This window comes from Reichenbachiella sp. MSK19-1, from assembly GCF_003590315.1.
In the GTDB taxonomy this organism is placed as follows: Bacteria; Bacteroidota; Bacteroidia; order Cytophagales; family Cyclobacteriaceae; genus Reichenbachiella; species Reichenbachiella agariperforans.
The window spans coordinates 120728-134704 of record NZ_MIER01000016.1 but is presented as its reverse complement, the minus strand read 5'-3'; the positions used below and the strand labels follow the sequence as shown (position 1 = coordinate 134704).

The 13977-nt window shown below is 43.9% G+C and carries 7 protein-coding genes; 4 read left to right on the top strand and 3 right to left on the bottom strand.

The window, feature by feature from the left end; genetic code table 11:
- Positions 1-17 precede the first annotated feature (17 nt).
- From sprA to BGP76_RS13235, 4 genes are all read left to right on the top strand, one after another.
- Complete coding sequence (sprA, locus tag BGP76_RS13250) at positions 18-7016, top strand: cell surface protein SprA (protein WP_255416131.1); 6999 nt, start codon at positions 18-20, stop codon at positions 7014-7016.
- A gap of 108 nt (positions 7017-7124) precedes the next feature.
- Positions 7125-7505 (top strand): glycine cleavage system protein GcvH, encoded by a 381-nt coding sequence (gene gcvH / locus BGP76_RS13245; RefSeq protein ID WP_073123853.1) that lies wholly within the window; start codon positions 7125-7127, stop codon positions 7503-7505.
- Between the two features lie 69 nt (positions 7506-7574).
- Positions 7575-7874 (top strand): VanZ family protein, encoded by a 300-nt coding sequence (locus tag BGP76_RS13240; protein WP_158584276.1) that lies wholly within the window; start codon positions 7575-7577, stop codon positions 7872-7874.
- Between the two features lie 82 nt (positions 7875-7956).
- Entirely contained in the window at positions 7957-8631 is a 675-nt protein-coding gene (locus tag BGP76_RS13235; RefSeq protein ID WP_073123857.1) for an energy transducer TonB, read from the top strand.
- An 83-nt stretch (positions 8632-8714) separates the two neighbouring features.
- Here BGP76_RS13235 and BGP76_RS13230 read toward each other — a convergent pair whose 3' ends face one another.
- Genes BGP76_RS13230 through BGP76_RS13220 form a run of 3 tightly spaced genes read right to left on the bottom strand, consistent with a single transcriptional unit; the run spans position 8715 to position 13959 of the window.
- On the bottom strand, positions 8715-9590 hold the full coding sequence (locus BGP76_RS13230; RefSeq protein WP_073123858.1) for a YicC/YloC family endoribonuclease: 876 nt from the start codon (positions 9588-9590) through the stop codon (positions 8715-8717).
- Positions 9591-9641: 51 nt separating this feature from the next.
- Positions 9642-12884: a translocation protein TolB gene (locus BGP76_RS13225; protein WP_147407471.1), complete on the bottom strand. Its 3243-nt coding sequence runs from the start codon at positions 12882-12884 to the stop codon at positions 9642-9644.
- 16 nt (positions 12885-12900) lie between these two features.
- Positions 12901-13959 (bottom strand): FAD-binding oxidoreductase, encoded by a 1059-nt coding sequence (locus BGP76_RS13220; RefSeq protein WP_119845057.1) that lies wholly within the window; start codon positions 13957-13959, stop codon positions 12901-12903.
- Positions 13960-13977: the final 18 nt, after the last annotated feature.

Sequence of the window (13977 nt, the reverse complement as noted above, 5' to 3'; positions counted from 1 at the left end):
TCCTGACTAGTGTGATAATGAGCCTATCGGTATATGCCCAACAGCAGATGCCGAATCAGACGGATAGTGCCCAAAACGCAGAGGAGTATGAGCCGAGTTTTAGACCTTCTTTTAGGGCAGAAGATCGCTACGGAGATCCCTTCTCTAATACGGAAAGCCAGTCCCCATTGTTGCTGGACAACCCCTCTAATATGTCTATCGAAGTAGAGATGGATACGGGGATGAACTACACAATATATGAGCGTGTAGGTGCATTGAATTATCGTCCACGTTCCACGATGACTTTTGAGCAGTTTCAGGCTTATCAAGATGCACAGATCAAAAAGCAGTATTGGAAAGATCGATCGGCTGGACTAGATGGAGAGAGTGCCGTGAGTGGTCGACGACTGATCCCCAAAATCTACATTAGCCCGATGTTTGACCGAATTTTTGGTGGCAACTATGTGGATATTCAACCCAATGGTTTCGTCAATATGGATTTTGGTGGACGATGGCAGACCGTAGAGAATCCTGCCGTCCCTGTTCGAAACCAGAGAACGGGAGGATTCAACTACAACCAGCAAATCTCCATGAATGTCAAAGGAAATGTAGGGGAGAAGCTAACGGTCACGGCTAATTTTGACAACAACAACTCTTTCGATTTTCAGAACAATATGAAAGTCGAGTACACAGGCTATGAAGAGGAGATCATCCAAAAAATAGAAATTGGAAATGTAAGTATGCCTGTTGCAAATACCCTCATGACGGGAGGACAAAGCCTGTTTGGGGTTAAAACCCAGTTGCAGTTCGGTAAGTTGTCTGTGACAGCACTTGCTTCGCAGCAGCAAGGTAGCGCCAAGACCAAGTCCTTTAGCAATGGAACGGAGGGGACTCCATTTAGCATCCGTGCCTCGGACTATGATCAGTACCGTCACTTTTTCTTAGGGCACTTTTTTAGAGACAACTACGAGCGTTGGTTGAGGAATCTGCCACAGGTCGTGTCAGGAGTGAAGGTGTCGAGGGTGGAAGTCTATGTGGTCAAGCAGCAGACTGAGACGACAGGTTTACGTGGGATCATTGCTTTGGCAGATCTGGGGGAGCCAGTTCGCTTCGGGAATTCTACGGGTATCGTACCTGTTCCTAGCTCACCCAATGACAATGAAGCCAACAACATCTACAACACTATCTCTAATGACAATGCAATCCGAGATATCTCTACCGTAGCAGACTATTTGGGAAGTAGCCAGTTTCAGATGGTAGAAGGTCGAGATTTTGAGGCGCGACCCAGTGTGCGTAGGCTAGATCAGTCCGAGTATCATATCAATGATAAGTTTGGTTATATCTCGTTGAACAGCAGACTGAGAGAGGGAGAAGTGTTAGCAGTGTCTTATGAGTACACCTATAGTGGTAGTTCTGAGCCGCATCAGGTGGGGGAGTTGGCAGAGAACTACCAAGGCCGACCAGACGAAGAACTCATCGTGTTGAAGCTTTTACTCCCTGCTAAAAACACGAGCACAGATCTCCCTATATGGGATCTTGCGATGAAAAACATCTATAACCTGGGAGGGTCACGGATCAATCAAGAAGGGTTTGATCTTAAGATTAATTACCGAGATGATGTCAACAACTATGATGCGCCTAACCTGAACGAAGGACAAAACACGAACAATACCCCGCTGATCGAAGTGCTGAAGTTGGATCAACTGAACATGAATGGGGACAATCAGCCAGATGGTAATTTTGATTTCATCACTGGGATCACCTTTGACGAAGACTATGGCAATGTTATTTTTCCAGTATTAGAACCTTTCGGTACGACCCTGGAAAATGCCTTCACTACGAATGAGCAAAATCTGAAAGACAAATATGTCTACCACGAGTTATATGATCGCACCAAGACACTAGCGGAACAGGTGTCGGCAAAAAATAAATTTCGCCTTACCGGTACTTATTCTTCTAATGCCAAGAATGTCTATAATCTGGATGGGTTCAATATTGCCGAGGGTTCGGTACGGGTCACGGCTGGGAGCACACTATTGACAGAGGGATTGGACTATGAGGTGAGCTATCTGGGCTCTGGTCAAGTGACCATCATCAATGACGGGGTGCTCAATTCGGGTAAGACGATCAATATCACCTACGAAGTGGATGATTTGTTTAGTTTTCAATCTAAGTGGTTGACAGGTACCCGTCTCGATTATCAGTTTAGTGACAAAATCAACGTGGGAGCGACCTTACTTCATCTAAGTGAGCGCACCGGAGGAGTGTCTCGCTATAGCATGGGTAATGAGCCGATCAAAAACACCAAATATGGTTTTGATGTGAACTATCAGGAGGACTCGCGAATGTTGACTAAGATTATAGATGCGATCCCACTCATCAGTACCAAGGAGACTTCTACTATTACCTTCAGTGGGGAGTTTGCGCAGCTGATACCTGGGACGAGTAATCAAGTCAATGGTGAGAGCACCTCCTATATAGACGATTTTGAAAGTGCTGCAACTCCATTCAATCTAGGAGGGGGCAACCAAGCATGGAGCCTAGGGGCAACACCATCTGGATTCGGTGAGTCAGGCTCGCTGGGCCAGGGATTTCGTAGGGCAAGGTTGGCATGGTATATCATTGACAATACCCTGTATACCAATGCTCGACCAGGAAACATAGAAGACGATGATTTGAAAAACATCTATGTCAAGCCAGTTTATCCGCAGGATATTTTTAAGCAGCAGGACACCAATACACCAGGGTTGAATACTCCGCTGAGAACCTTTGATTTGGCTTACTATCCGAGCGAAAGAGGTCCTTATAATTACAACACGAATAAGCTAGATCAGGATGGTCGCTTGGAAGACCCTCAGGAGAACTTTGCGAGTATTACCAGAGCGGTGCCTTCTAGCGTTGATTTCACAAAAAACAATATTGAGTATATAGAGTTTTGGTTGATGAATCCATTTCAGGCACCAGTGATAGATGGCAATGGCAATGCAGTGGTCAATAATGACACGAATGGAAAACTAATTCTCCAGTTGGGAGACGTGTCAGAAGACGTCATGCAAGACAAAAAGCATGCATTCGAAAACGGTCTATCAGCCAATGGTAGTGATGATAATACTGAAACCAATGAATGGGGACGTGTTACTACACAGCAATTCCTGACACAGTTTTTTGATGCTTCGGGAAGTGCTAGAACCAATCAGGATGTAGGTTTAGATGGTTTTAACAGTGATAGCGAACTCAATCATTACACTGATTTTCGAAACTATGTAGAGACCAATGTGTCAGGAGCCTCTGGCAATCAGATTTTGTCGGATATCTCTGCGGATGATTTTAAGCATTATCTGAGCCCAGACTATGATGCTGCAGGAGCTCAAATTCTAGAGCGATACAAACTGTACAATGGTTTGGAAGGAAACTCCCCTGTCAATGCAGGAGGCTTGTCTGCTACTACGATACCAGACAATGAAGATTTGAATCAAGATAATTATGTTAATCAGACGGAATCCTATTTTGAGTATGAAATCGATGTGAACCCTAGCGCTTTGGTTCCAGGAAGAGGGTATGTCGTAGACCAAGTGACTGACATCAGTGGGGATGCTGAGTGGTACCTCTTTAGGATACCGATCTCTAGTGGTACTGCAGTTAATGATCCGAATTTGCAATTTCTCCGATATATGAGGATGACTTTGACGGGATGGACGACCCCAGTGGTGATGCGGATGGCGAGATATCAGATGGTAGCGAGTCAGTGGAGACAGTACACGCAGGATCTGTCTGCCCCTGGACTAGGAGAGTTACCCGAGTCTGTCCTCTCGGATTTCGAATTATCCGTAGTGGGGGTGGAAGAGAATGGCTCCCCTGCTGGAGACAAACCGCCGTATATTGTACCGCCGGGGATCAGTCGTGATTTGGACAACACTACTGCAGTAACACGCCGTATCAATGAGCAGTCGCTCAAACTATGTGTAGATGACCTAGAGGATGGTGATGCTAGAGCAGCGTATAAAAACTCACTGAACCTAGATATGATCAACTACGGTACGCTAAAGATGTTCTTTCATGCGGAGGCCAATGAGGGAGAAATGATTCTCGATGACGAAGTAAGCGCTTTTATTCGATTAGGTTTTGATCAGACCAACAACTATTATGAAATAGAGGTGCCACTCAAAATCACTCCTGATGGACTTGGATCATATAGTGCTGAAGACATTTGGCCGGAGGAAAACAATATTGATTTGGCTCTCAATGAACTTTATACTGTGAAGTCCGCTAGAAATGCGGATAATTATGACGTCAACAGTCGCTATACGCGCGCCTCACTCAATGGGAAATATCAAATAACCATCATCGGAAACCCGAAACTAAGCGGCGTGACAGACATGATGATCGGGATTAGAAACCCGACGACTGAGGATAAGGACAGTAAGTCCGTTTGTATCTGGGCCAATGAAATGAGATTAACGGATTTCGATACAGAAAAAGGGTGGGCGGCTAATGCTCAATTGAATATGAAGTTGGCGGATTTTGCGACGATTAATGCTGCCACACGATATACATCGGTAGGCTTTGGAGGCATACAGCAGCGAATTTCAGAGCGCACCCGGTCAGAGACTTTTGAGTATGACCTGTCTGCCAATGTTAACTTGGACAAGCTCATACCTGCTGAGACGGGGATCAAACTGCCTATGTTCGTGAGTACGTCTCAGTCTACAGAAACCCCACGGTACGATCCGTTGGATGATGATATTCCGCTAGAAGCATCGTTAGACAAGTTTGATACACAAGAAGAAAAGGACGAGTATCGAAAGAAAGTCATCTCACAGACGACCAACAAGAGCATCAATTTTATCAATGTGCGTAAGGAAAAGGTAAAGCCAGATGCGAAGAGTCATATATACGATATTGAGAACTTCTCTTTCAATTATTCCTACTCCGAACAAAAGTCATCCAATGTCAATACCGCCGAGAGGTTAAACAAACAGTATTCGGGAGGGGTTGCGTATGACTACACCATGAAATCGCCGAGTATTGAGCCGTTTAAGAATGTGAAGGCTTTTTCTAGTCCTTACCTTCAGTTGATCAAGGATATCAATTTCTCCCCCTTACCGAATAGTTTTTCGGTCAGAGCGTCTATGGATAGGCAATTTCAGAGGACTCAATTGCGCAATGTGGACTTGACTACTGATGGTATAGATGCAAATTATGAAAAGTTATTCAGTTTTGACCGTACCTATAATCTGCGGTGGAGTTTGTTCAAAAACCTTAGCTTGAATTACAATGCGACTGCTCGTGCGATTATAGATGAGCCAGAGGGAGATATAGATACACAGGCCAAACGTGATTCTATTATGGCGAATATTAAACGTCTAGGGCGTATGAAGAATTATAACCAGAGTTTGAGTTTGAACTACCGACTGCCACTGGACAAGCTGCCATTGACAGACTGGGTGAGTGCGGACTATCGTTATTCGGTTGATTTCGGATGGATAGGGGGCAATATCGATCAGGTAGAGGAATATGGTAACGTCGTAGAGAATCAGCGCACACAGGATATGACTGGGAAGATGGATTTTACCAGATTATATAACAAATCGAAATATCTCAGCAGTATCAATAAGCCGCCGAGCCGCTCACGTACTTCACGCTATGATACCGCTCAAGCTTCGGGAGGAGCAGGGGCATTTAAGGGAATTCTACGTCTGGTGATGGCGCTACGTTCGATCAATGTGACCTATGGGTTGCGAGAAGGGACTTCTTTGCCAGGTATGTTGCCGTCTCCTTATATGTTTGGCATGGATAGAGATTTTGCAGCACCAGGTTGGGATTTTGTATTGGGTAGCCAGGATCCTAATATCAGGATACGTGCCGCCAAGGAAGAATGGCTCGTGAAGAACGGATTGTTTACCGTGCCTTTTGTACAGAGTCGTACCGAGGATATCAATATGCGCGCATCGATAGAGCCCTTCAAGGATTTTAGAATACAGGTCGATGCAAAGCGGAGTAATCGTGCGGAATACGAAGAGTATTACAAATGGGACAGTACGACCGTCAATACTTTTGTCTCAGAGACCCCATTACGATCTGGGAGTTACACGGTTAGTTTCTTGCCGATCAAAACGAGTTTTACCAAGGACAATGGAGACAATATATCTCCTGTTTTTGAACAGTTCGTGGAAAATCGTGATATCATCTGGGACCGGTGGAGAGCCCAGGGTCAGGAATATGACACCACTTCTCAGGACGTATTGATACCCGCATTTATTGCGGCATATACTGATCAGAATGCTTCAGAGATCAATCTTTTGCCATTTCCGAAAACGCCTATGCCTAACTGGCGAGTGGACTATGCAGGGTTGAGTAAACTCCCAGGACTCAAGGAAGTATTTTCTTCGATCAATTTGACGCATGCTTATACTTCTAGTTTTAGTATTTCCAATTACACTAATTCGTTGAAATATAACGATGTTGATTTGCTTGATCTAACTAATGATATTTTGGACTACCCAAAAGCCACAGTTAAGGACAATGGAAGCCTGGTGCCCGTTTATATTATTAGTCAGGTAGATGTAGTAGAACGTTTTTCTCCGTTGATCGGAATTAGTGTCAGGACCAAAGGGATGTTCACTGCTAAGGTGGATTATGCGAGGGAGCGTAATTTGCGATTCGATCTTTTCAATACTCAGATTACGGAGATGCGCAGCAGTAATGTGTCTTTCGATATTGGTGTTACACGTGACACATGGAAATTTCCTTTCAAAATTAAAGGACGAACAGTTACAGTAGATAATCAGTTGCAGTTTAGGATGGGATTCACTGTACGAGATACAGAGACTGTTCAGCGCAAGGTCGAAGATGTGAGCACGATTACAGATGGTAATATCAACTATCAGGTGAGACCGACCCTCAGCTATGTAGCCAATCAAAAATTAAATATCACGATGTACTATGAAAAGAACATCAACGAACCAAAAATTTCTAGTTCCTACAACCGGTCGTCTTCTGCTTTTGGTGTTCAGGTACGCTTCAGTCTAGCGCAGTAGGTTAGGAGCTATCTCTTCACGAACGATTATCCTTTTTCTGAGATCATTATTTTGGAATTAAACCGTATTTTTGGACTCGAAAATATTATTCAACAAAACAATTCAAAAATGAATATTCCAGATCATTTGAAATATACTGCTGATCACGAATGGGTGAGTATAGAAGGCGATGTGGCTACTGTAGGGATCACGGATTTTGCTCAGGGCGAATTAGGTGATATCGTTTATGTGGAGATCGAAACCGAAGGCGAAACCATCCAGAAAGGCGAGCTTTTTGGCACGATAGAGGCAGTCAAAACGGTTTCGGACTTGTTTATGCCTGTGTCAGGAGAGGTGCTAGAGTTCAACGAAGAGTTGGAAAGCGAACCAGAGTTGGTCAACTCTGCTGCCTACGAGGATGGCTGGATGATCAAGATCAAAATAGCAGACATGGCAGAGGCAAATGAGTTGTTGTCAGCGGATGCGTACAAAGAGCTGATCGGGAAGTAATTGGTTGCTATTAGTCAAAACCTGTATAAGTATATTTTTTTAGGATGGACTTTATCCATCCTTTTCTTATTGCTAAAGCCTAGCACTGGCGAACCAAGTTTTTTGGGTCAAATCCCACACTTGGACAAGGTGGTTCATTTTACTTTGTTTTGTGTTTGGGGAAGTCTGGGCTATCGTGCTTTTGGTGCAAGCCAGTCTACGGTTAAGTTGTGGTCTGTGGCAGTCGTAGCGATCGTATGTTTGGCAGCAGGTACCGAGTGGCTACAGCGTTATGTAGAAGGGCGTCAGGATGATGTTTTGGACTTTGTGGCAGATATGTCAGGAGGGTTACTCGGAGTGTGTTTGACAAAGTATTGGAAAATAAATTAATAAATGTGGAATTGTATTTCAGTTTAGTATATTTGAAGTTACTAATGGTTACTGAAGTAAGAGAAAATAAATATAAAGGAGCATGGAGTTAAAGAAAAACCCGAAAATCTCCCTTGAAAGAAAGGCTGGTATGTTTTTTAACATCGGTCTTGCTGTCAGCTTATTGCTCATCACTACTGCTTTTGAGTGGAAATTTTATGATGAAGGAGAGTTGGTAGATCTTGGACAGATTGATGATGATTTTGAAGATATTATGGAGATTCCTCCTACGGAGCAGCCACCTCCACCCCCACCGAAGATTGAGCTTCCTAAGATTATAGAAGTTCCAGATGAAGAGGAAATCGAGGAAGAAATCGAAGTAGAACTTGACGTGGAAATCACTGAGGAGACAGTTATCGAAGATATCGTTTTCGAGGAGGAGCCAGAAGAAGAAGTTGCGGATGAGATTTTTGACATTGTAGAGGATCAGCCAGCACCTCCAGGGGGTATGGCAGCATTCTATAAGTATGTTGGTAAATCTATGAAATACCCTAACCAAGCCCGTAGAATGGGTGTAGAAGGTAGAGTGTTTGTTCAGTTCGTAGTAGACAAAGATGGCTCGATCACAGAGGTAAGAGCGATCAAAGGTATTGGAGCTGGATGTGATGAAGAAGCGGTAAGAGTACTACAGGGTGCTCCTAAGTGGAAGCCAGGAAAGCAAAGAGGTAGAGCAGTGAAGGTAAGAATGATTTTACCGATCACATTCAAATTGAGCTAAGTCTCGTTTCATACCAAAGACATAAAAAAAGCACTGAGGATATCCTCAGTGCTTTTTTTATGTCTTATGAACCTTGTGCTTGCTTAGATGATGTTGAGTACTTGCTCTTTTATTTTTTCTAGCTCGTCTTTCATTTCTACGACTAGTTTTTGGATGTCAGCGTTGTTGGCTTTGGAGCCAATTGTGTTGATCTCTCTTCCCATTTCTTGACTGATGAAACCAAGCTTCTTGCCTTGAGATTCTGTCTCTGCTAGTGTAGTGTTAAAGAAGCGCATGTGGTTTTCTAGTCTGACAACTTCTTCAGCTATATCTAGTTTTTCGATGTAGTAGATCAGTTCTTGCTCAAAGCGGTTTGGATCAGACATGTCTGCGGCATTTAGTTCTTTTAGACTCTCGTTGATTCTGTTTTTGACGTGCTGAATGCGCTCAGGGTCTTTGACTTTGATGGCTTCTAGACTTTGTGTGATATTGTGTGCGAATGATCGGAGTGCAGTGTCTACGGACGCACCTTCTTGTGCGCGAAAGGCATCACACTTGTCGAGTGCTTCATTGATGAGCGAAACCATGGTCGCTCTGTCTACTAGGTCACGTTTGCTGGCAGGGTGCTCGAATACGTCACCCGTTTTCAGAATACTGTTGAGGATATCAGCATCTGCTAGCTGCATATTGCCAGTTACTTGTTCAAACTGATTTTTGTAGTGCTGAAATAACTCAGGATTGATTCTTAAAGCCTGATCAGTACCTGATTTGATAGTGAACTCTACACTAAAGTTGACTTTTCCTCGGATGAGTCTGTCAGAGATGATTTTTCGAAGGTCAGTTTCCATGGCCGAAATCTCCTTGGGAACTTTGCTGTTGATGTCTAAGAACTTAGAGTTTAGCGTTTTGATTTCTACTTGAATGCCTATTTGATCATTTTCAAACGTGGCATTGCCATAACCTGTCATCGATTTTGTCATGCGCAAAAGTCAGGAATAATTCGGATTATAAAAAATACAGTTTCAGTCCGTTTAGAAATCATACCCGATGGAGAGATAGTATTTCATTTCCCCTCTGCGATAGTCCTCTATAGGTCGGGCTGCATCGAAACGTAAGTAATAGCCAAGTAATACGGTTCGCATACCAAATCCATAGCTCTGTAGCCATGGGTTTCGACTTGTTTTGATGATGGCTTCAAAAGGAGATCCTGGGGTTTTAACAATTTTGGTGTCGACAGTATTGTCTTCGTTGAAGGGGGATAGCCCTGTCCAAGCCGATCCTATGTCATAGAATCCAATGAACTGAAGATTGCGAAGGAAGTTAGATTTGATGGTGCCACGGGTGAAGTATTTGATGACTGGAAACCTCAGTTCTGCGTTTGCTGCTAAGACATTTTCGCCATTGAAACGATTGTAGTTGAAGCCACGGAGGTTTACGAACTCCGTAAATAAGATGTCTGTATTGTCCATGAAATTACTAAAATAGAGTGGTGAGTTGATCTGGTCTTCATTGTCTTTCTTGTTGAAGAGCCAGTTGTCCATGCCGCCGAGCATATATGTTTTTGGGCGATTGCCAAAGGAAGCTCCGTAGTAAACGCGGGTAGCGAGTACGAGTTCACGATGAATTTTTTGATATCGTCGCATGTCGATGTTGAAATTACTGAAGCTACGGCTGGCGTCATCCAATGCTTGATTGTGTTCGAATGATATTTTGCCACGCATTCCTTCGAATAGATTGAGCCCATTGACGAGGGTATTGTCAAACACCCATGCCGCCTTGAAGCCAGCATAGGTATGCTTGGAATCTTCGATGGCACCTGAGACTGTACCCGCGATGACATCTCTGTTTAGGTTATAGTAGTTGGTAAAGCGCATGAAACCATCTATTTCGAAACGAGCAGAAACGGATACAGGTAGGGCGGCACCTAGAGCGACGGTGTTCATTTGGTATTTTTGGAGATGCTCGCGTTCTGTAAAATCACGTTGTGTGTCAAAGTCATTTTGTATAATGACGTTTCGGTCATACCTGACGCGGAGGTCAATCGTGTTTTTGAGATATTCGTACTGCGCAAAGAAATCACCACTCTTGAAGTCGCTGATAGCGAGAAACCCACCGTTGAATTTGTGGTTTTCAAGTGCATCGGTCATTTGTGTCTCAACCAAAACGCCAAAGCCTCTCATCTGGTCGAATACGAATGAGGTCACAAGGTTGTCAGCCGTAAAGCTGGTTTCGTATGGTAGGGGGCCTGTAACTGTAGGCTCTTTCTGGATTTTTTGGTAGATAGATAGGAAGGAAAAACGCTGGTCATTGTCTGGGCTATCCTTATCTACTTCCTCATCCTCAAAGGTGTAGTTGTCTGTATCTATGAAGCCTTCGTCTACTAAGAGCTGGGTCGTGTCTGCCTGTTGGATAGAGTCGAGCAATGCTGTTTCTTCTTCTGAGCGCTTTTTCTGTTCGAGTAGTTCCTGGGTGGCTCGTTCTTCACGTTTTTTTCGGATGTACTCCACTTGCTGAACCTGATGACGAAGTGTAGGAGGAGTGAACAGACGTTGGTCTAGGTTGTAATCCTCATTGTAATAGAGCCGGGTCTTGCCCTCGTGCAGCATGAGGAAAGCGAGATCCCCAGAGTAGGGATTGAGGTCGTATTGTTTGAGACTGGTGCGAAAATTAGAAACTTGATGATAGAGGCTATCGCTAAAACTATAAGTGTAGATGTTGTTGATCCCTTTTAGATCACTCAAAAAGTAGATGTGATCTTTATCTACAGGGACAGGATAGGTTTCGTTGCTGATGGTGTTGGTCATCCGATGGAGGACATTGGTAGTCGTGTCTAGATCATAGGCGAACAGGTTGAGCAGGCTCGGCATGTGATTGATGTCTGGTGTAGTGATATTGAGCGTGTCTGTCGTACGGTTGGAGCTAAACACAAAGGCATCTGTGCCAGGAATAAACTGTGGATATAGATCATCCCAGCTGTCCTTGGTGAGCCTTTTAATGGCATTTCGTCGCATACTGATTAGGTAGAGGTCTGTTTGTCCTTTGACGTCTGCGCTGATGATGGCGAGTTTTCCGTTTTCGTTAAAGTCTATGTCATTGACTTGGTTGAATCTGACGAGTGATTTTTTTTGCTTAGACCGTGTGGGGATGTCGTAGGTCACAAGGAAATTTTTGCCGTAGCTGTTTTGGACAATCCCGAGTTGTGACTCGCTGATCCAGTCTATGATGGGTAGTTTATAGGATACCTCTTGGTCGATCGAGTGGTAGCCCCCTTTGAGTGCGACACGTTCTTTTCCTTTTTCTATGTTCCTAATGATGATTTTGTACTTGCCTTTGTAGTTCTGTATGTAAGCGATTTGAGTGCCTTGTGGGCTTATTTTCAGGCCAGTGAGTTTGGTTATTTTTCCTGTGACATTAATGAGCTTTTCATCCTTTGTGGGAGCGATATAACTGTCGTCTAATTGTTCGTTAGGTACGCCGTAGTACTCCGCCCATTCGTACATAAACTGTCGAAAAGACATCCCTAGCGTACTGGCTACACTATGTTCTGTATTTCGGATGATACGGGTGAGGTTGAGGATGTTGCTTAGATTGCTTTTGCCATATTTGATAGCGATGAAGTTCCACACTGACTGGCCTATTAGTGCTGCTTCTTCTCCTTCTAGTTTGTTGAATTTTTTAATTTTCTTATCCGTGAGGTAGTCTCTTACATAATCATCCATAGTCACGTCCCATCCTTTGGCTATATAGTTGACGGCTCCTTCGATGAACCACTCGGGGAGATTGAGCAGGTAGTTGCTCTGGAACATCTCTGTGAGACTCCCGCCGAACATCATGTCTTCGAGCAGCATCTTGGAGACTTTGAATCTTAGTTCTTTTTTGAAATCTACCATATTGCCAGGATAAGCAATCTCCACTTGTAGTTTGACGAATTTGGTTTCCCCGGCTACAGAGAAGGTAGCAGCCCCTACGCCAATATTGCTTTGAAGTAGGTCTGTGTGTGAGTTGTAGATGAAAATTTCACTTTTAGAAAAAGGAGCATACCCGATCATGTCGGTGATTTTCTCGAACTCATCCTGTAGAAAATCTACTGTGACGTCAGCATACTCTTCGCCCTGACTATAGAAGTGGACGTCATACTCTTCTGTACCATAGTAGTACCAGTCAAACTCCTTGTATTGCACCCTGTTTTGACCAAAAGTCTGAGGCTTGTATTGCCCTATGGCACTGGAGGTAGCAAGGAGGAATAGACATGCTATGACTAATCGGTTCTTCATGCAGTGATACAGTTCATTATTTTGATGGGTACGCTTTGTAGTATCTAGTGATATTGACCTCTTCCATTAGTGGGGTTTCGTCAGATAGATAAGTTAAGAATTTATCAGTGAAAAACGGAATCAAAGAGACGCCTTTAGATCCGAAACCATTGAAAAGATAAATATGTTCATATTCAGGGTGTTTTCCAATGATTGGTCGACGGTCTTTTGTCGCAGGACGCACCCCGGCTACACTATCTACGATTTCGATGGGTTCGTGCAGGAGACTTTCTAGTTTTCGCGTGATTTCTTCTTGACCTTTGTTGCTGGGAAGGATGTCCTCAAAATGATGTTGATAGTTGGAGCCTACGCGGACGAGACCCGTATCTGTGGGTAGGATGAAAACACCACGGTTGAGGATGGTCTTGAGTGGCTTGTCTAATTTGCCACGGAGGATTTCTCCTTTAACAGGTCGTAGCGGTACCCACCCAAAAAGGTTCGTGTTTAGTGCCCGTGTTCCGTTCGCATAGATAAGTTTGCGATAGGTCTCGCCGTTGTATTCGACGTGGTTACTAGCAACGACGAGTCGTGTTTCGTCATATTCTTCTTCCAGATAGCTTGCTTGATGAAGGAGCTTTTCTTTGCTGCTCTGAAGTAGTTTTGGAATCTGTAAAAAACCCGCAGGTTTTAGTTGGATGCCTCCGAATGGATCGTCTAGTTGATACTCGGGATGATGTTTTTTTCGGATGAACGAAATAAAAGGACTGAATTTTTCATCAGACTGTTTGATGTCCCAGTCGTTTTGCTCCTCCTGATTGACAAAGGGGCGATAGATCCCTATAGCCTGTAGAAATATAGCATCGAGATGTTGTTCTAACTTACGATAGAAAGGCTCTAGCATACTGAAAATTTCATCTGCTAGCCAGGTTTTGACCATTTGACGACCAGTGATAGGGTTGTAAAGTCCTGCCGCTACAGTAGAGGAGTGGTTTTCATTTGGCTGATCAATTACCATCACCGAGTGATTTTTTTCAGTCAATGAATGCGCCAGTACAGCTCCTGCTAGTCCATGTCCGATGATGAGGTAGTCCTTCAATGTTAAAGTGTTTTGCTA

Coding starts and splice junctions, on each gene's coding strand:
- gcvH (WP_073123853.1), top strand. CDS start 7,125: ATGAATATTCCAGATCATTTGAAATATACTGCTGATCACGAATGGGTG.
- BGP76_RS13225 (WP_147407471.1), bottom strand. CDS start 12,884: ATGAAGAACCGATTAGTCATAGCATGTCTATTCCTCCTTGCTACCTCC.
- BGP76_RS13230 (WP_073123858.1), bottom strand. CDS start 9,590: ATGACAAAATCGATGACAGGTTATGGCAATGCCACGTTTGAAAATGAT.
- BGP76_RS13235 (WP_073123857.1), top strand. CDS start 7,957: ATGGAGTTAAAGAAAAACCCGAAAATCTCCCTTGAAAGAAAGGCTGGT.
- sprA (WP_255416131.1), top strand. CDS start 18: ATGAGCCTATCGGTATATGCCCAACAGCAGATGCCGAATCAGACGGAT.